The 23,910-nt window shown below is 71.0% G+C and carries 25 protein-coding genes; 12 read left to right on the top strand and 13 right to left on the bottom strand.

Annotated features, from left to right (window positions below):
• Positions 1-2: 2 nt before the first annotated feature.
• The 6 genes from ACFZDE_RS05415 to clpS all read right to left on the bottom strand — a co-directional run bounded on the left by ACFZDE_RS05415 (position 3) and on the right by clpS (position 3,935).
• Positions 3-281 (bottom strand): MoaD/ThiS family protein, encoded by a 279-nt coding sequence (locus tag ACFZDE_RS05415; RefSeq protein WP_030837819.1) that lies wholly within the window; start codon positions 279-281, stop codon positions 3-5.
• A 116-nt stretch (positions 282-397) separates the two neighbouring features.
• On the bottom strand, positions 398-493 hold the full coding sequence (locus tag ACFZDE_RS05410; RefSeq protein WP_311688247.1) for a putative leader peptide: 96 nt from the start codon (positions 491-493) through the stop codon (positions 398-400).
• A 99-nt stretch (positions 494-592) separates the two neighbouring features.
• Positions 593-1,015 (bottom strand): Mov34/MPN/PAD-1 family protein, encoded by a 423-nt coding sequence (locus ACFZDE_RS05405; protein ID WP_190899287.1) that lies wholly within the window; start codon positions 1,013-1,015, stop codon positions 593-595.
• Between the two features lie 169 nt (positions 1,016-1,184).
• Entirely contained in the window at positions 1,185-2,612 is a 1,428-nt protein-coding gene (locus ACFZDE_RS05400) for an amino acid permease (protein ID WP_391197637.1), read from the bottom strand.
• A gap of 364 nt (positions 2,613-2,976) precedes the next feature.
• Positions 2,977-3,585, bottom strand: coding sequence for a DUF2017 family protein (locus ACFZDE_RS05395; RefSeq protein WP_391197635.1), 609 nt, complete (start codon positions 3,583-3,585; stop codon positions 2,977-2,979).
• A gap of 32 nt (positions 3,586-3,617) precedes the next feature.
• Positions 3,618-3,935 (bottom strand): ATP-dependent Clp protease adapter ClpS, encoded by a 318-nt coding sequence (gene clpS / locus ACFZDE_RS05390; RefSeq protein WP_031102986.1) that lies wholly within the window; start codon positions 3,933-3,935, stop codon positions 3,618-3,620.
• A 107-nt stretch (positions 3,936-4,042) separates the two neighbouring features.
• Between clpS and ACFZDE_RS05385 the strand changes: the two genes are divergently transcribed.
• Positions 4,043-5,440 (top strand): nicotinate phosphoribosyltransferase, encoded by a 1,398-nt coding sequence (locus tag ACFZDE_RS05385; protein ID WP_391197632.1) that lies wholly within the window; start codon positions 4,043-4,045, stop codon positions 5,438-5,440.
• Positions 5,441-5,585: 145 nt separating this feature from the next.
• Positions 5,586-6,176 carry an isochorismatase family protein gene (locus tag ACFZDE_RS05380; RefSeq protein ID WP_391003120.1) on the top strand — a complete coding sequence of 197 codons (591 nt, stop codon included), beginning with the start codon at positions 5,586-5,588 and terminating at the stop codon, positions 6,174-6,176.
• A gap of 34 nt (positions 6,177-6,210) precedes the next feature.
• Here ACFZDE_RS05380 and ACFZDE_RS05375 read toward each other — a convergent pair whose 3' ends face one another.
• Together ACFZDE_RS05375 and ACFZDE_RS05370 are read right to left on the bottom strand one after the other, a co-directional pair.
• Positions 6,211-6,555, bottom strand: coding sequence for a hypothetical protein (locus ACFZDE_RS05375; protein WP_391003118.1), 345 nt, complete (start codon positions 6,553-6,555; stop codon positions 6,211-6,213).
• Between the two features lie 122 nt (positions 6,556-6,677).
• Complete coding sequence (locus ACFZDE_RS05370; protein ID WP_391003116.1) at positions 6,678-9,026, bottom strand: immune inhibitor A domain-containing protein; 2,349 nt, start codon at positions 9,024-9,026, stop codon at positions 6,678-6,680.
• 431 nt (positions 9,027-9,457) lie between these two features.
• Between ACFZDE_RS05370 and ACFZDE_RS05365 the strand changes: the two genes are divergently transcribed.
• Positions 9,458-9,742: a hypothetical protein gene (locus ACFZDE_RS05365; RefSeq protein ID WP_391003114.1), complete on the top strand. Its 285-nt coding sequence runs from the start codon at positions 9,458-9,460 to the stop codon at positions 9,740-9,742.
• A 54-nt stretch (positions 9,743-9,796) separates the two neighbouring features.
• Here the strand turns inward: ACFZDE_RS05365 and ACFZDE_RS05360 are convergent, their stop codons facing one another.
• Both ACFZDE_RS05360 and ACFZDE_RS05355 read right to left on the bottom strand, forming a co-directional pair.
• A complete protein-coding gene (locus ACFZDE_RS05360; RefSeq protein WP_391197630.1) occupies positions 9,797-10,453 on the bottom strand; it encodes an RDD family protein in 657 nt (218 codons plus the stop codon).
• A 128-nt stretch (positions 10,454-10,581) separates the two neighbouring features.
• Positions 10,582-12,411 carry an RDD family protein gene (locus tag ACFZDE_RS05355; RefSeq protein ID WP_391197628.1) on the bottom strand — a complete coding sequence of 610 codons (1,830 nt, stop codon included), beginning with the start codon at positions 12,409-12,411 and terminating at the stop codon, positions 10,582-10,584.
• Between the two features lie 245 nt (positions 12,412-12,656).
• On the opposite strand from ACFZDE_RS05355, the gene ACFZDE_RS05350 reads away from it, so the two are divergent.
• Positions 12,657-13,067, top strand: a complete 411-nt coding sequence (locus ACFZDE_RS05350; protein WP_391197626.1) for an SsgA family sporulation/cell division regulator — start codon at positions 12,657-12,659, stop codon at positions 13,065-13,067.
• Between the two features lie 176 nt (positions 13,068-13,243).
• Here the strand turns inward: ACFZDE_RS05350 and ACFZDE_RS05345 are convergent, their stop codons facing one another.
• Positions 13,244-14,659 carry an FAD-linked oxidase C-terminal domain-containing protein gene (locus ACFZDE_RS05345; RefSeq protein ID WP_391003106.1) on the bottom strand — a complete coding sequence of 472 codons (1,416 nt, stop codon included), beginning with the start codon at positions 14,657-14,659 and terminating at the stop codon, positions 13,244-13,246.
• 92 nt (positions 14,660-14,751) lie between these two features.
• On the opposite strand from ACFZDE_RS05345, the gene ACFZDE_RS05340 reads away from it, so the two are divergent.
• Complete coding sequence (locus tag ACFZDE_RS05340) at positions 14,752-16,176, top strand: tetratricopeptide repeat protein (RefSeq protein WP_391197624.1); 1,425 nt, start codon at positions 14,752-14,754, stop codon at positions 16,174-16,176.
• 256 nt (positions 16,177-16,432) lie between these two features.
• On the opposite strand, the gene hppD is transcribed toward ACFZDE_RS05340, so the two are convergent.
• A complete protein-coding gene (gene hppD / locus ACFZDE_RS05335) occupies positions 16,433-17,578 on the bottom strand; it encodes a 4-hydroxyphenylpyruvate dioxygenase (RefSeq protein WP_391003102.1) in 1,146 nt (381 codons plus the stop codon).
• Between the two features lie 123 nt (positions 17,579-17,701).
• Here hppD and ACFZDE_RS05330 point away from each other — a divergent pair, with 123 nt between their 5' ends.
• From ACFZDE_RS05330 to ACFZDE_RS05300, 7 genes are read left to right on the top strand one after another with little or no spacing between them, the layout of a single operon-like run.
• On the top strand, positions 17,702-18,172 hold the full coding sequence (locus ACFZDE_RS05330) for an Lrp/AsnC family transcriptional regulator (protein ID WP_031106719.1): 471 nt from the start codon (positions 17,702-17,704) through the stop codon (positions 18,170-18,172).
• Positions 18,173-18,191: 19 nt separating this feature from the next.
• Positions 18,192-18,839: an ABC transporter permease subunit gene (locus tag ACFZDE_RS05325; RefSeq protein WP_391003099.1), complete on the top strand. Its 648-nt coding sequence runs from the start codon at positions 18,192-18,194 to the stop codon at positions 18,837-18,839.
• On the top strand, positions 18,832-20,091 hold the full coding sequence (locus ACFZDE_RS05320; RefSeq protein WP_391003097.1) for a betaine/proline/choline family ABC transporter ATP-binding protein: 1,260 nt from the start codon (positions 18,832-18,834) through the stop codon (positions 20,089-20,091). The genes ACFZDE_RS05325 and ACFZDE_RS05320 overlap by 8 nt, the downstream gene beginning before the upstream one ends.
• Complete coding sequence (locus ACFZDE_RS05315; protein WP_391003094.1) at positions 20,088-20,894, top strand: ABC transporter permease subunit; 807 nt, start codon at positions 20,088-20,090, stop codon at positions 20,892-20,894. The genes ACFZDE_RS05320 and ACFZDE_RS05315 overlap by 4 nt, the downstream gene beginning before the upstream one ends.
• Positions 20,891-21,853 carry a glycine betaine ABC transporter substrate-binding protein gene (locus tag ACFZDE_RS05310; RefSeq protein WP_391003092.1) on the top strand — a complete coding sequence of 321 codons (963 nt, stop codon included), beginning with the start codon at positions 20,891-20,893 and terminating at the stop codon, positions 21,851-21,853. The genes ACFZDE_RS05315 and ACFZDE_RS05310 overlap by 4 nt, the downstream gene beginning before the upstream one ends.
• Before the next feature lie 51 nt (positions 21,854-21,904).
• Positions 21,905-22,480, top strand: a complete 576-nt coding sequence (locus ACFZDE_RS05305) for a helix-turn-helix domain-containing protein (RefSeq protein WP_391197621.1) — start codon at positions 21,905-21,907, stop codon at positions 22,478-22,480.
• Positions 22,481-22,493: 13 nt separating this feature from the next.
• The gene (locus tag ACFZDE_RS05300) at positions 22,494-22,667 is read left to right on the top strand and encodes a hypothetical protein (protein ID WP_391197619.1); all 174 of its coding nucleotides are present in this window, start codon (positions 22,494-22,496) and stop codon (positions 22,665-22,667) included.
• On the opposite strand, the gene ACFZDE_RS05295 is transcribed toward ACFZDE_RS05300, so the two are convergent.
• Positions 22,664-23,455 carry a S16 family serine protease gene (locus ACFZDE_RS05295; RefSeq protein ID WP_391197616.1) on the bottom strand — a complete coding sequence of 264 codons (792 nt, stop codon included), beginning with the start codon at positions 23,453-23,455 and terminating at the stop codon, positions 22,664-22,666. The two genes, ACFZDE_RS05300 and ACFZDE_RS05295, sit on opposite strands and share 4 nt — an antisense overlap.
• Positions 23,456-23,910: the final 455 nt, after the last annotated feature.

The following is a 23,910-nucleotide window of genomic DNA, read 5'->3' as shown; positions in this document are numbered from 1 at the left end:
GATCAGACCATGCCGCCGGCCACGGCCGGCAGGATCGTGACGTTGTCGCCGTCCGAGAGCTTGGTGTTGATGCCGTCGAGGAAGCGGACGTCCTCGTCGTTGAGGTAGACGTTGACGAAGCGGCGCAGGCTGTCGCCGTCCACGATGCGGGCCTGGATGCCGGCGTGCCGGGTCTCGAGGTCGGTGAAGAGCTCGGCGAGGGTGTCCCCCTTGCCCTCCACCGCCTTCTGACCGTCGGTGTAGGTGCGGAGGATGGTCGGGATGCGGACCTCGATGGCCATGGCTTCAGGGCTCCTGTCGGGAGTAGTCGGTCGGGGCGCGCGGCAGCGCAGGAACAGCGGGGTGGTGCGGGTGTGCGGCGCCGCGGCTCACGGCCGTACGGCGGCAGGGACCGGCGTCAACAGATGGCGCTGGCGAGCCTGCACAGGTCGACGTGCAGCCGCGCCACGAGCAGATCGCCCGGCGTCTTTTCGCTCACGTCATGGAAAACCATGGGCTCATCGTATCGATTCCCGGTCCGGGTCCTGGAATGTGATCCCACATGGCGGACGCTTTCGGGCCGGGGAGTGAGACCGCCCTGCTCAGAACGGCTTCAGTAGGCCTCGACCACCCGGACCTCCTCCTCGGTGACCTCGCCCTCGACGATACGGAAGGAGCGGAACTGGAACTCGCCGGCGCCGTCGGTGTCGGCGGTGGAGACGAGGACGTAGTGCGCGCCGGGCTCGTTGGCGTAGGAGATGTCGGTGCGCGAGGGGTAGGCCTCGGTCGCGGTGTGCGAGTGGTAGATGACCACCGGCTCCTCGTCGCGGTCGTCCATCTCGCGGTAGAGCTTGAGCAGGTCACCGGAGTCGAACTCGTAGAACGTGGGCGACATGGCCGCGTTCAGCATCGGGATGAAGCGCTCGGGGCGGTCCGAGCCCGCCGGTCCGGCGACGACGCCGCACGCCTCGTCGGGGTGGTCCTTGCGCGCGTGGGCGACGATCTGGTCGACGAGTGCCTGGGTGATGGTCAGCATGCGGGCAAGGATAAGCAGAAGGGCCGTTCCGTACCGAGGAATGGTACGGAACGGCCCATATGCCGGACGCCCTGAGCGGCAGCGGCGGGGAGTGCCACGAGTACTCCCCACCGCTGGGCGTCCTGGGAGAGGCTGCTCGGCAGCGCGGCAGGCCCTTTCAGCGAAGCGTCTAGCCGACCTTCTCGAACTCCGCGTCGCCGCGGCGCTCGGAGATCTGCGGGTTGCGGCTCTTGAGGACCTGCCAGCCGACGCCGAGGGCGACCGCCCAGCCGGCGGCGACGTACAGGCAGACCCGGGCGTCCTTGTCGTACGCGATCATGCAGGTCACGCCGATGAGGAAGAGGAGCGCGACCCAGCTGAAGAGCGCGCCGCCGGGGGCGGGGAAGGACGAGGCGCGCAGCCGGCCCGCGTCGACCGCCGCGCGGTAGCGGATGTGACTGACGAGGATCATCATCCAGGTCCAGATGCCGGCCGCGGTGGCGACGGAGGTGACGTAGAGGAACGCCTTCTCCGGGACCACGTAGTTCAGCACCACGCCGATGCCCATGAGCGCCACGGAGACCGTGATGCCGACGGCGGGCGTCTTGCGGGCGTTGAGCCTGCCGAAGGCGCTCGGCGCCTCGCTGTTGGCGGCCAGGTCGCGCAGCATGCGGCCGGTGGAGTACATGCCGGAGTTGCAGGACGACAGGGCCGCGGTGAGCACCACGAAGTTGACGATGCCCGCGGCGAGCGGGATGCCGATCTTGCCGAAGGCGTGCACGAAGGGGCTCTCACCGGCGGAGAACTCGGTCCACTTGACGACGGACAGGATCACCAGCAGGGCGCCGACGTAGAAGACGATGATGCGCCAGGGCAGCGTGTTGATGGCCTTGGGCAGGGTCTTCTCGGGGTTCTCGGACTCGCCCGCGGTGACGCCGACCAGCTCGACGGCGAGGTAGGCGAACATGACGCCCTGGAGCGTCATCAGGCTGGAGCCGATGCCGTTGGGGAAGAAGCCGTCGTGCGCCCAGAGGTTGGAGACGGCGGCGGTGTCACCGGCGTCGGAGAAGCCGAGGGTGAGCACGCCGAGTCCGATGACGATCATGCCGATGATGGCCGTGACCTTGATCATCGAGAACCAGAACTCGACCTCGCCGAAGATCTTGACGGAGATCAGGTTCACCCCGAAGAGCACCACCAGGAAGACCAGGGCGCTGACCCATTGCGGGATCTCGGGGAACCAGAAGTGGATGTAGATCGCGGCGGCGGTGAGCTCGGCCATGCCGGTCACCACCCACATGAGCCAGTACGTCCAGCCCGTGACGAACCCGAAGAACGGGCCGAGGAATTCCCGGGCGTACTCGGCGAAGGAGCCGGAGACGGGCCGGTAGAGGAGCAGCTCGCCCAGGGCCCGCATGATGAAGAAGATCACGACGCCGGCGAGGGCGTACATGAGGATGATGCTGGGGCCGGCCTTGGCGATGTTCGCACCGGCGCCCATGAACAGGCCGACGCCGATGGCGCCGCCGATCGCGATCATCTGGACCTGGCGGCTGCCGAGTCCGCGCTCGTACCCCTCTTCGGAGACGTTTTCCGATTCGACCTGCACAGAGGTCATGTGTGGTGCGCCTTTCTCCATGCCGACCCGGGCCCTCGTCGGCCTCGGATCGGGTTTCGATCCCCCCGGAATGATGGAGCTGAGCGGACCCGGAAGCCCGCTCGTGCCTGGCCGGCGGTCGCCGGCTCGGTGGCGCACCCGGCCGAACATTCGGGTGGTGTTCTGCCGGGCGGTCGTGAAGATTTATCACGGCCGCAACACTGATCACAGGGGTGGGATGTGGCACACCGCACAGGGAGAAGCGGACAAAACGCTTTCGAGGGGGCCATAGGAGGCGGGTGCGGTGACGCGATCGTTATCCGGATTTGAGTGTCCTCTGAGCGAACACCGATCGGTCACCCGCCGGTCACGAAACCTGCACTGATCAGGCCATAAGGGTTCCGACCAGCGTCTCCTGGAGTCCACCCAGCCAGAGGTAGGCCATCACCATCGGCTTGCGGGGGTCGTCGTCCGGGAGGCGGTAGAGGAGGTCGGTGTCCTCGTCCTCGGTGATCTCCAGCCGCGAGCCGATCGCGAGCCGCAGGTCGTTCAGCGCGCCGAGCCACTGCTGGGACTCCGCCGGCGACAGCTTCAGCACCGCGCCGCCCTCGCCGGCCGACGCCGAGGAGAGCGCGTCGAGGGAGCGGATCACCGCGAGGGCGCTGTCCCGCTTGCCGGCCCGCAGGTCGTTCTCGGTGTACCGGCGGAACTCCGCCGAATGCGCTCGCTGCTCCTCGGCATCCCGGGCGGAGGCGGGCTGCTCGGGGTCGCTGTAGGCGTCCGGGAAGAGCCGCCGCAGGACCGGGTCGGTGGGCGGTTCGCTCGGGCCCTCGGCGAACAGCTCGGCGAGCGGGTCGTCGGTGGCGTCCTCGGCGGGGCCGGGGCCGATGAGCTCCAGGAGCTGGACGGCCAGCGACCGGATGATGGAGATCTCGACGTCGTCGAGGGCGACGGCCGCGCCGCCGCCGGGGAGCGGTTCGAAGGTTCCGGGCATGAAAGCCTTTTCGCTGCTGGGCGGGGAGTCGGCTACTTGCGGTCCTGCTGGAGGGTGGCCCACAGGCCGTAACCGTGCATGGCCTGCACGTCGCGTTCCATCTCCTCGCGGCTGCCGCTGGAGACGACCGCCCGGCCCTTGTGGTGGACGTCGAGCATGAGCTTGGTGGCCTTGTCCTTGGAGTAGCCGAAGTACGACTGGAAGACGTACGTCACGTAGCTCATGAGGTTGACCGGGTCGTTGTGGACGATGGTGACCCACGGGACGTCCGGCTCGGGTACGGCGAAGACCTCCTCCGCCGACTCGGTGCGTTCGATCTCCAGGGGCGCGGGTGACGTCACACTGCCCATGCTGCCACCCGAGGGGGGCAGACGCACAAACGGGCCTGGCCGCAAGGCGATCGCGTCACCCGGGACCGCAATCGTCAGATTGACGAAATGGGGGTACGATCACGGCTATGAACACAGCGGACCTTGGGCTGCCGAAAGAAGAAGGGCGCGAAGCGCTTCCTCAGGAGGGTGGTGGTGGGCGACGGGTGGGCGTTCCCTCGACGGCGCTCTTCACGGACCAGTACGAGCTGACGATGCTGCGGGCCGCCCTGGAGGCCGGCACGGCCGAGCGGCGGAGCGTGTTCGAGGTCTTCACCCGGCGGCTGCCGAACGGGCGCCGCTACGGCGTCGTGGGCGGCACCGGACGCGTGCTGGACGCGGTGGAGAACTTCCGCTTCGACACGGCCGTGCTGGACTTCCTGCGCGAGCGGGAGATCGTCGACGAGGCGACGCTTCAGTGGCTGGCGGGCTACCGCTTCCGCGGCGACATCTGGGGCTACCCCGAGGGCGAGGTGTACTTCCCGGGCTCGCCGATCATGCGGGTCGAGGGCACCTTCGCGGAGTGCGTGCTGCTGGAGACCGTGATCCTGTCGATCCTCAACCACGACTCGGCCATCGCCGCGGCCGCCTCGCGCATGTCGGCCGCCGCCGGGGAGCGGCCGCTGATCGAAATGGGCGCCCGGCGCACCCACGAGCTGGCGGCGGTGGCGGCCTCCCGGGCCGCGTACGTCGGCGGCTTCGCGACCACCTCCGACCTGGCGGCGGGCTTCCGCTACGGCATCCCGACCGTCGGCACCTCCGCGCACGCCTTCACCCTGCTGCACGACAGCGAGCGGGACGCCTTCCAGGCGCAGGTGAACACGCTGGGCCGGGGCACCACCCTGCTGGTGGACACCTACGACGTCGCCGAGGCGGTCCGCACGGCCGTCGAGGTCGCCGGGACCGAGCTGGGCGCGGTGCGGATCGACTCCGGCGACCTGCTGCTGGTGGCGCACCGGGTACGCCAGCAGCTGGACGAGCTGGGCGCGACCGGCACGAAGATCGTCGTGACCTCCGACCTCGACGAGTACGCGATCGCCTCACTGGCGGCGGCGCCGGTGGACGCGTACGGCGTCGGTACGCAGCTGGTGACGGGCTCCGGCCACCCGACCTCCTCGATGGTCTACAAGCTGGTCGCGCGGGCCGAGTCCGCCGACCCGAAGGCGCCGCTGGTGCCGGTGGCGAAGAGGTCCACCGGCGGCAAGACGTCGGTGGGAGGACGCAAGTGGGCCGCGCGGCGGCTGGACTCCTACGGGGTCGCCGAGGCGGAGGTGCTCGGAACCGGGCCGGTGCCGGCCGGCCTCGCGGACCGGCAGCTGCTGGTGGAGCTGGTCAAGGGCGGCGAGGTGGTGGCGCGTGAACCCCTGGACGCGGCACGCGAGCGGCACGCCAGGGCGCGCGCGGGCCTGCCGATGTCGGCCACCCAGCTCTCGCGCGGGGAGCCGGTCCTTCCCACGGAGTACCTGCACGACAGCTCGGGTAGCTAGAAGCGGTATGCCGTGACGCGCCGACCCGGGACCCCTCCCGTTCGCTCCTCTCCGTCAATAGGCTCGGTGGCTCACCGGCCGGGCTCGCCGACCCCCTAGCCGCCGACCTCGTAGCCGCCGACCTCATAGCCGAAGGACACCGACCATGCGCCGCGCCTTGATCGTCGTCGATGTGCAGAACGACTTCTGCGAGGGGGGCAGCCTCGCGGTGTCCGGCGGCGCCGATGTGGCCGCCGCCGTCACGGAGCTGATCGGGCAGGCGGCCGGGTCCGGCTACCAGCACGTCGTGGCCACCCGCGACCACCACATCGCCCCCGGCGGCCACTTCTCCACGAACCCGGACTACGCCCGCTCCTGGCCCGCGCACTGCGTGGCCGGCACCGAGGGCGTCGGCTTCCACCCGAACTTCGCCCCCGCCGTCGCCTCCGGCTCGGTCGACGCGGTGTTCGACAAGGGGGCGTACTCGGCGGCGTACAGCGGCTTCGAGGGCACGGACGAGAACGGCACGCCGCTGGCCGACTGGCTGCGCTCCCGCGATGTCACCGAGGTCGACGTGGTCGGCATCGCCACCGACCACTGCGTACGCGCCACGGCGCTGGACGCCGCCCGGGAGGGCTTCCGTACGCAGGTCCTGCTGGACCTGACGGCCGGGGTGGCCCGGGAGAGCACCGAGCGGGCCCTGGAGGAGCTGCGCGAGGCGGGTGTGGAGCTGTCGGGCAAGCCGGTCGTGCAGTAGCCGTGACCGCGCCGCTCCCGGCGGGCGGTGCGGGTCAGGTCTGGGCCGTCGGGCGCCTGAGGAGGGCCCGGATCGGGCGCCACAGCTCCTGGACCAGCTCCGGGCCGGGGGCGACAGCGTTGTCGGGGGCGGTACGCCATATCAGGCCGTCGGGGTGGTGCAGGACCGCGGTGATCTCGTCGGGGGTCGGCGGGGCCGCGTTGCCGCGCAGGTAGACCGACCGCAGACCGAGGTTGCGGAGCCTGGTCAGGGCCCGGGCGCGGTTCACGGAGTGGACGAGCACGCGCACGGCGCCGGGGCTGTCGACGGCGGGGCTGGGCAGGTTCAGCGCCACCACCACGGTGCCGTTCGGCAGCTTGCAGAAGCCTCCTGCGGCCATGCGCTCATCCCCCCGTGTCGGTCGGTGTCAATAAGAGAGCCACAGGACGCACCTAAACACGGATCGGCGGTGACCCGCCAGTGGGTCACCGCCGATCATGCTCTGACCTGCAAGGATGCGGATTACCTACCCGCGGGGCCGACCTCCAGCTCGATCGTCGAGCCGTCCTTGGCCTCCTTGAGGATCTTGATCTTCGTGTTGGTGTCAGTGATCTTGACACCCCCGGTCGGGTTCGACTCGTCGTAGTAGTCGTTCTTCCGGTCGTTGAAGACCGAGACGCCCTTCGAGCCCGGGATGTACTTCGCCACGTCCGCCTTGTGCAGCGTCATGCCGTCGGTGCGGTAGAGGCTGAACGGCGAGTCGTAGGCCTGGATGCGGTTGCGCATCAGGGTGCCGTCGGCCCACTTCAGCGCGTCCGGGTGCGAGTCGATCGGCAGGACCAGACCGGTGCCCTTGTGCTGGCTGGTGTTGTTGTCGACCTGGGAGGTGTCCCACTTCCAGATCAACAGGCCGTTCTGGTACGCGTAGTGCTCCACCCAGTCCGGGCGCGCCGTGAAGCCGAAGTTGTACGGGCCGGTCTTCAGCGTCTTGTCGTACGACACGTACTGCCGGTTCTCGGCGATGTAGTACTGCGCGTAGTCCTTGGTGAAGGACGCGCCGATGCGGGAGAAGCCGGTGGCCTTCCACGCGCCGTCCGCGGTCTCGGCGTTGTCGGAGAAGACGGGCGCGCCGTCGGCCGTCACCGTGATCGCGTCGGCCGCGAAGCCCTTCTGGGCCACGCCGCCGTCGGTCTGGTAGCGGAAGCGGAGCTCGATCTTCTTGCCGGCGTAGGCGTCGAGCGGGAAGGCGAGCTTCTTGTAGGCGTCGACCGTGCCGGTCAGGACCGGCTTGTCGCTGGCGTCGCGCTGGAGCGGCTGGCCGTCCACCGTGCCGTCGACGGCCGTCCAGTTGGCGCCGCCGTCGGTCGAGACCTCGGTGTAGAGGAAGTCGTAGTTGGCCTCGATGTCGTACCAGCCGTCGAGGGTCAGCTGCGCCTTCGACTTGCCGGTCAGGTCGACCGAACGCGTCAGGGTGTTCTTGAGGTTGTCACCGCTGCCGCTCCACCACTGGGTCTTGCCCTCGGCGGGGGTGACGACCTCGGTGGTGACCGCCTTCTTGGGGAGGTCGACGACCAGGGCCTGCTTGTGCTTGGTGTTGTACTCCGCGAGGCCCAGCTTGTGCCAGGAGTTGACCCCGGCCTTGGCCTTGTCGAAGTTCAGCCAGCCCAGCTGCATCTTGTCCCAGGCGGTCATGTCGCCGGGCAGGTCGCCGATCTCCTTCTTTCCGGCGCCGAGCCAGGAACCGGACGACATCAGCGTCCAGAAGCCGGTGGAGTTCTCGCCGCCGGCGGTGTCGTAGTGGTCCGGCAGACCGAGGTCGTGGCCGTACTCGTGGGCGTAGACGCCGAGTCCGCCGTTCTCGGGCTGGACGGTGTAGTCGCCGACCCAGATGCCGGTGGAGCCGATCTGCGCGCCGCCGAGCTTGTTCTGCTCGGGGCCGCTGGCGCCGGCGTCGGTGCCGAAGGCGTACCAGCGGTGGGCCCAGATCGCGTCGGTGCCCTGGGCGCCGCCGCCCGCGGACTCGTCCTCGCCGGCGTGCACGATCTGGAAGTGGTCGATGTAGCCGTCGGGCTCGTTGAAGTCGCCGTCGCCGTCGAAGTCGTAGCGGTCCCACTCGTCGAACCGGGCGACGTCGGCCTTGATCTGGGCGTCGGTGCGGCCGGCCGCCTTCTGCTGCGCGACCCAGGCGTTCAGACCGTCGCTGACGACGTTCCACACGCTGGAGCAGTTGGTGTCACCGCAGGCGTTGTTGCCGTAACGGGCCTCGTTGTAGGGGACCTTGACCCAGTCGGAGACCTCACCGTCGACGGAGTAGCGGCCCGAGGACTGCTTCTCGTAGTACGTCTTGACCGAGTCGACGCCCTTGCCGTGACCGAAGTACAGGTCCTGGAAGTACTCCTGGTCGTAGTCGGCCCGCCATGCCGTGGAGTTGTCCTTCTTGCGGTCCGGCTTGGCTATGGTGTTGTGCAGGGGGCCGGGGGTGCCGCCGTAACGGCTGTCGACCTTGTCGCCGAACTCGACCAGGATCGTGAAGATCTTGTCGGTCTTCTCGCGGCCGAGCTCGACGTACTTGCTGTCGCCCTTCTTGCTCTTGAGCTGGACGACCTTCGAGCCCTCGCGGTTCTTGACCTTGCTCTTGCCCGATATGACCTGCTTGAGGGCTTCCTGGCGCTGAGCGTCCTGCGTCTTGCTCAGCGGGCCCTCGAGGTCGTGCTCGTCGTGGTGACGATCCGCCGGGTCGTTCCGGTCCACTGTGGTGGACCGGGGGGCCGAGGCGTCGTCGGCCACCGCGTACGTCGATGCGGTGGCGGTGGCCGCCGCGAGCGCCACGCCGATGGCGGCCGCTCTGAACGTCCAGGGTCTACTGGTCACTTGAGATCCTCCCCCGCGTTCGGGCGCGCGGCAGGCAGGGTCCCCATCATGGAATCCGCGCGCACGTGATCAACGCGTGTAGTCAAGTGACGACATTTGACTAGAGGTTTAGAAGAAAAGACAGACCTTGACTTGGACAGGTCAAGTGCACTATGCGGAGACGAGGTTCGTTTTGCGGACAACCAAACGGTTGTCCGTCGGCCACCTCCGCCATGCCCCACCGGCCGTGCGGGCGCGTGCATATGTCCACCTGGTGGACGTCATGACTCCGTGCGCCCCCTGTGCACCGCCCTTGTTGATTAGGTCACGCTTACTGCCGGTTCCGGTCGGGCACCCTGCCGGTGAGAATGTCTGTTGACGGAACGCCCGGAAGCCGGCGTAAAGCCAGGCCGACACCCCCGTGGACCCCCACTTTCGAGGACATGATGGCCATGCCCCGTCCGACTGCCGCACAGCTCGCCTACGGTTCGTGCACCGTGATCTTCTCGACCCTCGCCATGCTGCTGCTGTCTCAGACGAGTTCGGGTGCGGGGATCGCGGTCATCTCCGTCGCGGCGCTCGCCCTCGGACTGCTGGTCGCCATGACGGTGCCACTGCCCGGGAAGCGCCCGGCCGCGGTGGAACAACCGGCACCCCAGGAGCCGCTCCGGGCCTCGGTCCCGGCACCGGTACCGGCACCGGCCCCCGAGCCGGTGCGCGAACGGGCGGCCTCCTGACCGCCCGTCACACCCCGGCCGAGTCCGTCACGCCCCGGCCGGGTCCTTCCCGTCTCACTTCGTGCTGACCACAACCGTTTTGGCCGCCTTGTCGTGCAGGCCCTGCTTGTAGGGGCGGTCGAAGTAGCTCCAGCCGCCGCAGACCGCGGTCCAGACGCAGGCGCAGCAGAAGGCGAACGGGATCCACAGCACCGCGGCACGCGCCAGCGCGTTCTGCACGGAGGGCGTCGCCCCGTTGTCCAGGTTGGCCACCCGCATGTGCAGCAGCTTCTTGCCGAGGGTCTGGCCGGTCCGCGCGGTCAGGACGGTGTCGTAGGCGATGTAGAGGACGGCGGCGATCGCCGACTGCCAGAACGACTTGCTGATCTCGATGCGGTCGCTGTCCACGTCGTACTCGTTGACGTTGAAGCCCCAGGTGATCAGCCAGACGACGGCACCCACCAGGATCATGTCGATGATGCGCGCGAGCGTGCGCATGACGCTGTCGCCGAGCGGGGGCATGCCGGAGAGAGGGTCGGTGGGGTAGGGGCCGCCACCGTACGGGTCGCTGCCGTAGGGGCCGCCGCCGGGACCGCCCGGACCGCCCGGACCGCCCGGGCCGCCGCCCCCGTACGGCGGGGGCTCGCCGGGTGGCTCGTCCGGGGGGCGTTTCCGGAACGGGTCGTCGTCCGGGGGCTGCTGACCGGAGCCGGGTGGCGGTTCACTGCTCATGGCCCGAGTCGACCGCGAACCCCCGCTCTCCGCATCCGGCAGACAGCCGTCCGAGGGAGCGGAGCCCGTTGTGCCGGTTCCGGTTCCGCCTGCCCGCCCGCTCAGCCCGCTCAGCCCGCTCAGCCCGCTCAGCCCGCCACGAAGGTGTGGGCCGCCTTGTCGTGCCAGCACTGGCGCCACGGCCGGTCGAACAGGCACCAGGCGACGCCGACGATCCCGACGACGAGCAGCCCGGGCACGCTGTAGACCAGCCAGCGGCGCAGGGCCGCGCCGAACTCCGGTGTGTCGTGGGCCTCGATGTCCCGCACTTCCAGGCCCATCAGCTTCTTGCCGAGGGTGCGGCCCCACTTGGCGGTGGGCAGCACCTCGCACAGCACCCCGGCCAGCAGCAGGACGGCCAGGATGATGCCGAGGTAGAGCGAGGTCGTGCCGTCGAGCAGCCAGACCGTGACGGTCTCGCCGGAGAGTCTGGCCGCGTCGATCTTCTCGTTGACGTGGTCGACGGCCTTGGTGCCGAGCGGCACGGCGGCCGTGGCGGTGAGGGCGGCGAGGACGACGGTGTCCAGCAGCCGGGCGGCCAGCCGCTTGCCCAGTCCCGCGGGGCGGGCCTCGGCCTGGCGCCGGGCTGCGGCCTGGAACACGTCCTCGACCGGCGGCTTCCAGGGCGCCACCGGCTGCTCGTCACCTCCACCGCCTTCGGCGAGCCGGTGCACCTGCTGCGCCCAGGAGGACTGACCACCGCCCGGGCCCGCGCTGAGGGGGGCGCCGGAGGAGGACGCGGCGGCACCCGGCTGGACGCTGCCGGGTCCCGCGGACTGCGGAGGGACCGTGGGAGCCACCTGGGGGCCGGACGGCGCGCTCGGCGCGGCGCCGGAGGCCGGCGCGGCGGCACTCCCGGCTCCCGCCTGCGCGGCGGAGGCGCGGGCGGCTGCGGCCTTCCCGGCGCCGAAGCCGGGCCCCGCGGAGCCGCCTCCGGCACCGGGCGGCCCGGCCTGCGGGCCGAAGGCGGGTCCCGACGGAGCCGGACCGAAGCCGGACGCCGCCGCCCCGCTGCCCGAGCCGCCCGGCCCGAAGCCGGATCCGGCCGCGGCGCCCTGCCCGCCGAGGGGAGCCGCCGCCGAGTCGGCACCGGACCCCGCCGGCCCGAAACCGGAGCCCGCGGCCCCGCCTTGAGCACCTTGAGCCCCTTGACCGCCCTGCGCCCCTTGCACGCCCTGAAGGCTCTGCGCACCCTGCGCGCCGAAGCCGGACGCGGCCGGGCCGCTGCCCTGGCCGCCCTGTCCCCCCGCCGGTCGCGCACCAGCACCGGCCGAGCCCGGGCGCGCGGACACCGCGCGGAACGTCATCGTGCCGTCGTCGGGAGCGTCGGCCGGGGCCCCTCCCCCGGGCTGCCCCGTCGGACGGCGGAACACGAACGTGCCGCCCTCCGCCGCGCCGTTCGCCTCCTGGCCGGCCGGTGCGCTGTTCGCCGTGCTCCCTGTGCTCGCCGTGCCGTCGCCGGGGTCGGCCTCCCCCTCGGGCCGCCGGTCGGCGCGCGCCACCCTCGGGTCGCCGCCCTGCGCACCCTGCGGCGCGCCCCACGAGACCCGGCGGTCCTGGTCGCCGCCGAAGCCGGACTGGCGGGAGCGGTCCGCGCCCCAGGCGGAGGCCGGTTCGGGTCGGCTGCCGTGCTGCGCGTCGGCGGCGGACGGCGCCTCGGACGGCTCCTCGACGGGATCCTCGTCGAAGAAGTGCGGGCCGGTCTCCTCGACCGAAGCGGCGGCGCCGGACTGCCCCGCGCCGGACTGCCCCGCTCCGGGCGGCGGCGCGAGGGTCTCGCCGTCCCTGGGCGCCGGACGGCTGGTGCCCGGCACCCAGGACGCGCCGTTCCAGTACCGGACATATCCAGGAATGGACGGGTCCGGGTAATACCCTTCGCGGGGCCTGTCGTCACCGGGGGCCGGGGTTGGGGCGCTCATGTCCGTCGTCCCGTATCTGCTCGGGGGTCAAATGGGGGCCTCCACATCTATCAGACGAGCGGGAGCCCCACCGCCGCTCCCACCGGACCCACCCCTTTCGAGCACTGATGTGCTACGCACCGCGCCGCTCCGGTGGATCCCCCTGCGAAAAAACTTCCGGCAAGTCGCGTAATGCCGGGGCCGGGGCCCGCTCCCTCCTTCCGACCGGCCCTCGCGGGCAGCCGTCTGGAGAAGGGAACACCGCCATGCACACCGTGGTGGAGCGGGAACTGGAGCTGAAACTCGTCCTGTCGCCGGAGCGCAGGGTCCCGGTGCCGGCCCGGCTCGGGTACCTCACCGACGACCCCTACGCCGTCCACGTCACCTTCCACGTGGACACCGAGCACCCCGTGTACTGGACGTTCGCCCGGGACCTGCTGGTGGAGGGCGTGTTCCGGCCGTGCGGGAAGGGGGACGTGCGGGTGTGGCCGACGAAGACCGAGGGGCGCAGCGTGGTGCTGATGGCGCTGAGTTCACCCGACGGGGACGCCCTGCTGGAGGCCCCGGCGGCGGCGGTGTCGGCCTGGCTGGAGCGGACGCTGCGGGTGGTGCCGCCGGGGAGCGAGGGCGAACAGCTGGGCCTGGACGACGAACTGGCCCAGTTGCTCGCCCAGTGAGGGCCCGGGGCTCAGGGGTCCTTTCACTATGAGCGTCCGATCAGGTCGCGTGGTCTGGTGCCGTGCATCGCAAGGCGCCGGAAGGTCCTCGTAGCGGAGCTACTAGGGCCTTTCGGCAACGCGGCGAGGTGCGGTGCCAGGCCGCGCGACCCGGACGGGCATAGTGAAAGGACCCCTCAGAAGAGCTTGCCGGGGTTCAGGATGTTCAGCGGGTCGAAGGTCTGCTTGACGGCCCGCTGCATCTCCATACCGACGGGGCCGATCTCGCGCGCCAGCCACTCCTTCTTCAGGACTCCGACGCCGTGCTCGCCGGTGATGGTGCCGCCGAGTTCCAGGCCGAGGGCCATGATCTCGTCGAAGGACTCGCGGGCACGCCGGGACTCGTCGGGGTCCGCCGGGTCGAAGCAGACGGTCGGGTGGGTGTTGCCGTCGCCCGCGTGGGCGACGACGCCGATGGTGAGCTGGTACTTCCCGGCGATCCGGTCGACCCCTTCGAGCATCTCGGCGAGCCGGGAGCGGGGCACGCACACGTCGTCGATCATCGTCACGCCCTTGACCGCCTCCAGTGCGGTGAGCGACAACCGCCGTGCCTGGAGGAGCAGTTCGGATTCCGCCACGTCGTCGGCGGGGACGACCTGGGTGGCTCCGGACGCCTCGCACAGGGCACCGACCGCGGCGAGGTCGGCGGCGGGGGCGGTGGTGTCGAACGCGGCCAGGAGCAGTGCCTCGGTGCTCTCGGGGAGGCCCATCTGCGCCATGTCGTTGACGGCCTTGACCGTCGTACGGTCCATGAGTTCGAGGAGTGACGGCACATGGCCGCCCTCCATGATCCGGCAGACGGCGTCGCAGGCCGCGGCGGCGGAGGCGAACTCGGCGGCCAGCACCAGCTGCTCGGGCGGCTTGGGGCGCAGTCCGAGGACGGCCCGTACGACGATGCCGAGTGAGCCCTCGGAGCCGACGAACAGCCGGGTCAGGTCGTAGCCGGCGACGCCCTTGGCGGTGCGGCGGCCGGTGGACATCAGGCGTCCGTCGGCGAGGACGACGTCGAGGCCGAGCACGTACTCGGCGGTGACCCCGTACTTGACGCAGCACAGGCCGCCGGAGGCCGTGCCGATGTTGCCGCCGATGGTGCACATCTCCCAGCTGGAGGGGTCCGGCGGGTAGTAGAGGCCGTGTTCGCCGACGGCCCGGGACAGGGCGGCGTTGATCACTCCGGGTTCGCAGACGGCGATGCGGTCGACCGGGTTGATCTCCAGGATCCGGTCCATCTTCGTCAGGGACAGCACGATGCAGCCGTCGGAGGCGTTGGCGGCGCCGGACAGTCCGGTGCGGGCGCCCTGCGGGACGACGGGGACGCGCAGGGCGGTGGCGGTGCGCATCACGTGCTGGACCTGTTCGGTCGTGCGGGGCAGTACGACCACGGCGGGGGCGCCTGCCGGGCAGAAGCTCGCCATGTCGTTGGCATAGGAGGCCGTGACGTCGGGGTCGGTGAGGACCGCTTCGGCCGGGAGGCCGCTGAGCAGCAGGTCCACCAGGTCGCCGGTCGCTGCGGTGTCCGCGGAGCTGGGCGCTTCGATACGGCTCATGATCACAGGTTCGCACCCGGGGCCATCGGTGTGAACCCCGTCGGCGGCACCCTTCGCCTGGCCGGGTGGGGTCGTCGTACTGACGCACAGTGAGCGCCATGGAGAAGCAGGAGGAAGGCCGGGTGCGGCGGGAGAGGGGGCTGGGGCGGCGCCGGGTGCTGATCGCCTCCGTCGCGGGGTGTGCGGTGCTGGGCGGGGTGCTGGTGCTGCTGCCGCGGGAGCGGTCCGCGCAGCCCGCCGCGCCGTCGCCGGGGGCGCTGGCCCTGGAGGCGGTCGGCAGCGGGGTGCCGGCCACGCTGCCCGGTCTGGCGGAGCTGATCGAGGAGCGGCGCGAGGCCGTGCGGGCGCGCCCGCGGGACGCGACGTCCTGGGCGGTGCTCGGGGCGGCCTATGTGGAGCGGGGGCGGCGCCTGGCGGATCCGGCGTACTACCCGCGGGCGGAGAAGGCGCTGCGGACGTCGCTGTCGGTGCGGCCGGAGCGCAACACCCGGGCGCTGGCGGGGCTTGCCGCGCTGTCGAACGCCCGCCGGGACTTCCGTGCGGCGCGCCGGTGGGGTGAGGCGGCGCTGAAGCTGGAGCCCCGGCGGTGGGCGACGTATCCGCTGCTCATCGACGCCTACGGCGGGCTCGGCGAGTACAAGGCGGCCAAGCGGACGCTGGACCGGCTGACCGGGCTGCGCTCCGGTCCCGCGGTGCTGGCGCGGGCCGCGGGCGTGTACCGGGACCGGGGCTGGCAGGAGGACGCGGCGGCCTCGCTGACGGACGCGGCGGCGGGCGCGCGGGCCCCCGTCGAGCGGGCCGCCTATCTGGAGCGGGCCGGGCAGCTGGCCTTCGACCGCGGGGACCTCGACGTCGCGCTGCGGCACTTCCGGGAGGCGGTCCGCCTCGACCCCGACCAGGGGGCGGCGCGGGCCGGGCAGGGCCGCACCCTGGCGGCCCTCGGCCGGACGGCGCAGGCCCAGCAGGCCTACCGGGCGGCCCTCGCCGTGCAGCCGTGCCCGCGGTACGCCCTTGAGCTGGGCGAGTTGCATGAGTCGCTCGGCATGCCGGAAGCGGCCCGGGAGCCGTACGGCCTGCTGCGGGAGCGGGTGCGGCGCGCCGCGGCGGCCGGCGCCGACGAGGGGCTGGTGCTGGGCCGCTTCGAGGCCGACCACGGCGATCCGAAGGCGGCGGTACGGCGGTTGCGGGCGGAGTGGAAACTCCGGCCCGCGACGGAGGTCGCCGACGCGCTGGCCTGGGCCCTGCACCGGGCCGGGGACCACGAGGAGGCGCTGCGGTACGCGCTGACGGCGACGAGACCCGAGCCCGGCGGCGGAGCGCTCGACGCGATGTTCATGTACCACCGCGGCATGATCGAGCAAGCCCTGAACCGCCCCGGCGCGGCCCGCCGGCACCTCACGACGGCCCTGCGCCTCAACCCCCGCTTCTCCCCCCTCCACGCCCCCGCGGCCCGCGCGGCACTCGACGCCCTGGGCGATCCCCCGGACGAAGGGGTACCGGAGATGGACAGCGGGGCGGGGTAGCCGGACCTACGACCGGGACCACATCGCCCCGGGACGCGGGCCCGGGGTGGCCCAGGGCCGGGCGGCGTCCGCACGCCGCTCCGGCGGGCGCGAGGTCGCCGACCGCCCCGCGGCAACAACCCCCGGAGTGCCGGGGCGCCGTCGTCGGCGTGTGCCGGTGCCGTGAAGGCGGGACCGACGCCGCACGGGGGCGCGCGGGTGCCCCGTGACACCCGCACGGCCCCGTGACATCCGGCCGAGCCGCGACCGCCGGCGGCTACAGGTTGCCGCGGCGCTCCTGTTCGCGCTCGATCGCTTCGAAGAGGGCCTTGAAGTTGCCCTTGCCGAAGCCCATCGAGCCGTGGCGTTCGATGATCTCGAAGAAGACGGTCGGACGGTCCTGGACCGGCTTGGTGAAGATCTGCAGCAGGTAGCCGTCCTCGTCGCGGTCGGCGAGGATCTTCAGTTCGCGCAGGGTGTCGATCGGGACCCGGGTCTCGCCGACCCACTCCCCCAGCGTGTCGTAGTAGGAGTCGGGCGTGTTGAGGAACTCGACGCCGGCCGCGCGCATCGTGCGGACCGTCTGCACGATGTCGCCCGTGTTCAGGGCGATGTGCTGCACGCCCGCGCCGCCGTAGAACTCCAGGTACTCGTCGATCTGGGACTTCTTCTTGGCGATGGCCGGCTCGTTGATCGGGAACTTGACCTTGAGCGTGCCGTCGGCGACGACCTTGGACATCAGCGCGCTGTACTCGGTGGCGATGTCGTCGCCCACGAACTCCTTCATGTTCGTGAAGCCCATGACCTTGTTGTAGAAGCCGACCCACTCGTTCATCTTGCCGAGCTCGACGTTGCCGACGCAGTGGTCGATCGCCTGGAAGGTGCGCTGCGCGGGCGGTTCGACCATCGGCTTGGCGGCGACGAAGCCGGGCAGGTACGGGCCGTCGTAGCCGGAGCGCTCCACCAGGGTGTGGCGGGTCTCGCCGTAGGTGGCGATGGCGGCCAGGACGACGGTGCCGTGCTCGTCCTTGCGCTCGTACGGCTCGGCGACCGAGCGGGCACCGTGCTCCAGGGCGTAGGCGTAGGCGGCGCGCGCGTCCGGGACCTCGATGGCGAGGTCGACGACACCGTCGCCGTGCTCGGCGACGTGCTTCGCGAGGAAGTGGCCCCACTCGGTGCTGGGCTTGATGACCGAGGTGAGGACGAACCGGGCGGAGCCGTTCTCCAGGACGTACGCGGCGGTCTCGCGGCTGCCGTTCTCCGGTCCGGAGTACGCGACCAGCTTCATGCCGAAGGCGGTGGAGTAGTAGTGCGCCGCCTGCTTGGCGTTGCCCACGGCGAAGACGACCGCGTCCATTCCCTTGACCGGGAAGGGGTCGGCCTGCCGGGCGGTGTCGGGAGTGTGGTGTGTGGTCTGCGTCATAGCCGCAGGGTCTCCCCGCCCGGCAAGGTGCGCAATAGTTTGCGTTCTGAGTGGGCAATCTGTTCAGCAAGACGGCCGAGCGGACGGCCTTTCTGTACAGGATGACCATGCCGGGAGGCTGCTGTGGCGATCGATCATCTGGACGGCCGGATCATCCTGCTGCTCGCCCGCGAGCCGCGGATCGGGGTGCTGGAGATGTCCCGGCGGCTGGGCGTGGCCCGGGGCACCGCGCAGGCGCGGCTGGACCGGCTTCAGTCGAACGGAGTCATCCGCGGATTCGGCCCCGAGGTCGATCCGGCCGCCCTCGGCTACCCCGTCACGGCGTTCGCCACGCTGCAGATCCGGCAGGGCCAAGGACCCGACGTACGGGCCCACTTGGCGAGCGTGCCGGAGGTGCTGGAGCTGCACACCACCACCGGCACCGGCGACATGATGTGCCGGCTCGTGGCCCGCTCCAACGCCGATCTCCAGCGTGTGATCGACCGGGTCGTCGGTTTTGATGGCATCGTCCGGGCCTCGACGGCGATCGTCATGGAGAACCCCGTTCCGCTGCGGATCATCCCGCTCGTGGAGCAGGCCGCGGAGGAGACCTGACGGGTAGGGGTGAGCGCGTGTGAACTTCTGGGAGTACCTGGTCAACCGGCACCAGCAACTGCTCACGGACGCCTACCAGCATGCGAGCGCCGTCTTCCAGTGCATGGTGGTGGCGACCGTGCTGGGCGTGCTGATCGCCGTCGCCAGCTACCGCAGCGAGTGGGCCGCGAACCTCGCGACCACCACCACCGCCACGATCCTGACCGTGCCGGCGCTCGCCCTGATCGGTCTGCTCATCCCGATCGTGGGCCTCGGCGTGCCGCCCACGGTGGTCGCGCTGACGCTGTACGGGCTGCTGCCGGTGGTGCGCAACGCGATCGTCGGGCTGCGCGGGGTCGACCCGACGCTGGTGGACGCGGCCACGGGCATCGGGATGTCCCGCCCGGCCCGGCTGCTGCGGGTCGAGCTGCCGCTGGCCTGGCCGCCGATCCTCACCGGGATCCGGGTCTCCACCCAGATGCTGATGGGCATCGCGGCCATCGCGGCCTACGCCTCGGGCCCCGGCCTCGGCAACGTCATCTTCCGCGGCCTCGCCTCGCTGGGCAGCGCCAACGCGCTCAACCAGGTCCTCGCGGGCACGCTCGGCATCATCGTCCTGGCCCTGCTGTTCGACGCCGCGTACGTCCTGATCGGACGGCTGACCATCCCCAGGGGGATCCGTGCCTGAGACCGGTGACCACGGCGCCTCCATCGAGCTGGAGAGCCTGACCAAGCGCTACCCGGGCAGTGCGCAGCCGGCCGTGGACAACGTGAGCATGGAGATCAAGGCGGGCGAGGTCGTCGTCTTCGTCGGCCCCTCCGGCTGCGGCAAGTCGACCACGCTCAAGATGATCAACCGGCTGATCGAGCCGACCGGCGGCCGTATCCGCATCGGCGGCGAGGACGTCACCGACATGGACCCGGTGAAGCTGCGCCGCAAGGTCGGCTACGCGATCCAGTCCGCCGGGCTCTTCCCGCACATGACGGTCGCGCAGAACATCGGGATCGTCCCCAAGATGATCGGCTGGTCCAAGCCGCGGATCCGGGAGCGTACCGAGGAACTCCTCGACCTGGTCGGTCTCGACGCCGCGGAGTTCCGCGGCCGCTATCCGCGCCAGCTCTCCGGCGGGCAGCAGCAGCGCGTGGGCGTGGCCCGGGCCCTGGCCGCCGATCCGCCGGTGCTGCTGATGGACGAGCCGTTCGGGGCGGTGGACCCGATCACCCGGGACCACCTCCAGGACGAGCTGATCCGCCTCCAGCACGAGCTGCACAAGACGATCGTCTTCGTCACCCACGACTTCGACGAGGCGATCAAGATCGGCGACCGGATCGCCGTGCTGCGCGAGCGGTCCCACATCGCGCAGTTCGACACCCCGGAGGCGATCCTGACCAACCCGGCGGACGACTTCGTGTCCGGTTTCGTCGGCGCGGGCGCGGCGCTGAAGCGGCTGAATCTGACGCGCGTACGGGACGTGGAGATCACCGACTATCCGACGGTCACGGTCGACGACCCGCTGCAGCAGATCTTCAACCTGCTGCGCACCAGCGGCAGCAACGAGATCCTGCTGCTCGACCGGCGCCGCCGCCCCTACAAGTGGCTGCGGCGCGGCGATCTGATGCGGGCCCGGGGCTCGCTGGCCCGCGCCGGGACCCTGGTGAGCGACACCGTCACCCGGGACGCGACGCTGCGGGACGCGCTGGAGGCGGTGCTCACCGACAACGCGGGGCGGGTGGCGGTGACCGGACGGCGCGGGGAGTACACGGGCGTCGTCGACATGGAGACCCTCATCAACTCCGTGCACGAGATGCTGGAGGCGGACCGGCTCGACGCGATGGAGCACCAGCACGAACTGGAGTCGCTGCGGGCCGCGCAGACGCACGCGGAGCAGGAGGGGGCCGGTGGCCCGGCGGGCGTGAGCGGCCCGGGAGGGCAGCTGTGAGCGCCACGGAGGTCGAGGAGACGTCCGAGCGCGAGGAGGAGGCCGGGGCGCCCCGGCCCGAGCGCCGGCCGTCGCGCCTCACCTGGCAGAAGCTGACGTTCCTGCCGGTGGCCCTGATCGCCGTGCTGCTCGCCACCTGGCTCTGGTTCCAGCAGGCCGACCTGGACGCGCTGACCCGCAACGCCCTGTCGGGCGGCCAGGTCACCAAGGCGCTCTGGCAGCACATCCAGCTGACCGTGATCTCCACGTTCTTCGTGCTGATCATCGCGATCCCGCTGGGCATCCTGCTAACCCGCGGAGTGATGAGCCGGGCCACGCCGGTGGCGATGGCGTTCGCCAACATGGGCCAGGCGACGCCGGCGATCGGCCTGCTCGCCCTGCTGGTGATCTGGCTGGGCATCGGTCGCCGGGCCGCCCTGATCGGCATCATCATCTACGCCATCCTGCCGGTGCTCTCCAACACGATCACGGGCCTGAAGGCCAACGACCCGACCCTGCTGGAGGCCGCCCGCGGCATCGGCATGTCCCCGACGGGGGTGCTGACCCGGGTCGAACTCCCGCTGGCGGTCCCGCTGATCCTGGCGGGCGTGCGCACGGCCCTCGTCCTCAACGTCGGTACGGCGACCCTGGCGGTCTTCGGCGGGGGCGGCGGTCTCGGCGTGCTGATCACGACCGGCATCACCAACCAGCGGATGCCGGTGCTGGTGCTGGGGTCGATCCTCACGGTGGTGCTGGCGCTGCTGGTGGACTGGCTGGCCTCGCTCGCCGAACTGCTGCTGCGGCCACGGGGGTTGCAGCCATGAGGCGGCGTACGTGCCTGCCGGTGGCGGCTCTGCTCCTCGCGGCGGCCGGCTGCGGGCTGACCAGCGGCTCCCCGCTGACCGACGACGTGGAGCCGGGGTCGATCGGCCGGGGTGAGCCGCTGAAGGGCGCACAGCTGACGGTGACGTCGAAGTCGTTCACCGAGCAGCTGATCCTCGGCTCGATCATGGGCATCGCGTTCGAGGCGGCCGGGGCGGACGTCATCGACCGTACCGGCATCCAGGGCTCCATCGGCAGCCGCGAGGCGGTCCGCAAGGGCGACGCGGACGCCGGGTACGAGTACACGGGCACGGCCTGGATCACGTACCTCGGGCACAGCAAGCCGATCACCGACCCGCAGGAGCAGTGGGAGGCGGTGAGGAAGGAGGACACCGGCAACGGGCTGGTCTGGCTGCCGCCGTCGAAACTCGACAACACGTACGCGCTGGCGATGAACCAGCAGAACGCGAAGAAGTACGGCACGAAGACCATGTCGGACGTGGCGAAGCTGGCGAAGTCCGACCCGGGGGCCGTGAAGCTGTGCGTGGAGGTCGAGTTCGCCAACCGGGCGGACGGGCTGCCGGGCATGCAGAAGGCCTACGGCATGAACGTGCCGGCGGGGAACATCACGCAGATGGACACCGGGATCATCTACACGCAGACCGCGAAGGGGAACTGCACGTACGGGGAGGTGTTCACCACCGACGGGCGGATCAAGTCCATGAACCTGGTGGTGATGGACGACGACAAGAAGTTCTTCCCCAACTACAACGCCGCGCCGATGATCAACGCGAAGACCCTGAAGGAGTGGCCGGCGATCGCGGAGGTCCTGAACCCGGTGACGGCGAAGCTGAACAACTCCGTGGCGCAGACGCTGAACGCGAAGGTGGACGTGGACGGGGAGGATCCCCACCAGGTGGCGCTGGACTGGCTGGTGGAGGAGGGGTTCGTCAAGGACTGACTTACAAAGGAACAGTTGCAAAGGAGGCTTTGCAAGGATACCTTTGCATGCATGCCCGACGAACCGGCTCCCCGTCTGCTCGATGCCCGCTCCCTGCGTGGCCTGGCCCACCCCCTGAGGATGCAGCTGCTGGTCGCACTGCGACACGGCGGACCGGCCACCGCCTCCCAACTGGCCGAGAAGCTGGGCGAGTCCAGCGGCGCGACCAGCTACCACCTACGGCAACTCGCGGCGCACGGCTTCGTCGCCGACGACCCGGAACGCGGCAAGGGCCGGGAGCGCTGGTGGAAGGCTGTGGACCAGGGCATCCGGATCGACGAGACCCTGATCAAGGACCCGGATCCGACCGTGCGGGGAGCCGTGGCCCTGCTCCGGTACGAGATGGCCAACGTGCACACTCGGGAGCTCGCGACCTGGCTCGGCACCACCGGCGACTGGGGCGAGGACTGGGACGGCGCCACGGACCTCAGCGACTTCGCGCTGCGGCTCACTCCCGAACTCGCCCGTGAGCTGGTCGAAAAGATGCACGAACTCATCCAGAGCTACCGCCCCCTGCCCGAGGACACCCCGGGCGCCGAGACCGTACGCGTCCACACGCACGTCTTCCCCAGCCAGATGACCCTGTGAAAGGCCATCACCCATGCACCCGGACATCCACCTCGCCCTGCACCATGCCCGCGCCGCCGAACTCCGTGCCGAGACCGACCCTCGTCCCGCACTGCGCCCCGGTCTCCGTACGCGGGTGGGCTGGACCCTCATAGAAGTGGGCCTGAAGCTCGCCACCCGGCCCGGGCACCCGGTCCCCGCGCACTAGCAGCTGGGGACGGAGCCCTTCCCCGTCTCCAGGGCCACCAGTGAACTCACCGTGCTCTTCAGCGTCGTCACCGGAATCAGCCGCAGGCCCTTCGGCAGCTCGGCGCGGGCGTCCCCGCACTCCGCCTTGGGAACCAGGAACACCGTCGCCCCGTCGCGCTTGGCGGCCTGGGTCTTGAGGGCGACGCCCCCCACCGCACCGACCCGTCCGGCCGCGTCGATCGTGCCGGTACCGGCGATGACCCTGCCGCCGGTGAGATCCCCGCCGGTGCCGTCGCCGTCGAGCTTGTCGACGATCCCGAGGGAGAACAGCAGCCCCGCACTGGGCCCGCCCACGTCCGCGAGCTTCAGACTGACCTCGATGTCCTTGTCGTCGAGCCCGAGGTACCCCAGCGCGGCCTGCGTCGCCGCGTCCTGGGACTCCTTCATCTGCTCCTCGTTGTGCCGCTCGATCTCCTTGACGTCGCCCCCGCTCGGGTAGACGGAGTCGCGCGGCATGACCGCCTGGTCGGTGCGGAACCAGCTGTCGATGACGTCGGGCAGCGTGACCCGGGTGTCCGGGGAGGTCGCCTCGATGGTGGTCATCCGCAGTTGCCCCCGGGTGTCCCGGACCGGCGCACCGGAGATGGTGATCACCTGCGTGCCCTTGTTCTCGCCGAGCACGTTCGCCGTCAGCCCCGGCTGCGCCACCGAGAACGGCAACGGCGCCAGCACCGCCGTCGCGAGCAGGGCCACGACGGGCAGGGCGCAGACGGCGATGGCCTGGGGGCGCGTGAGGCGAGAGAACACGGGATCAATCTAACGCGGAAGGAGAAACCGGCCGGGACCAGGGCGGTGGGGGGTGGGACCAGGGCGTCGGGGGACGGAGGCCAGGGCGACCCGGGGGCCGGGGCCGGGGCCGGGGCGACCCGGAGGCCGGGGCCTGAGCGGCCCGGGGCCCAGGCCGGGCATCGCAGGGCGAAGCCAGGCAGCCCGGGGCCGGGACCAGAGCGGGCAGCGGGCGGAGGCCAAGGCGTCCCGGGAGCCGAGGCCAGGGCGACCCGGGGGCAGGGGCCCGAGCGACCCGAGGCCCAGGCCGGGGCACCGCAGGGCGAAGCCAGGCAGCCCGGGGCCGAGACCAGAGCGGGCAGCGGGCGGAGGCCAAGGCGCCCCGGGAGCCGAGGCCAGGGCGACCCGGGGGCAGGGGCCCGAGCGACCCGAGGCCCAGGCCGGGGCACCGCAGGGCGAAGCCAGGCAGCCCGGGG

Origin of the sequence: Streptomyces sp. NPDC007929, from assembly GCF_042959065.1 — a bacterium.
Taxonomy (GTDB): domain Bacteria; phylum Actinomycetota; class Actinomycetes; order Streptomycetales; family Streptomycetaceae; genus Streptomyces.
Note: the sequence above shows the minus strand (reverse complement) of the source record. Positions and strands in the feature narration are given on the sequence as shown.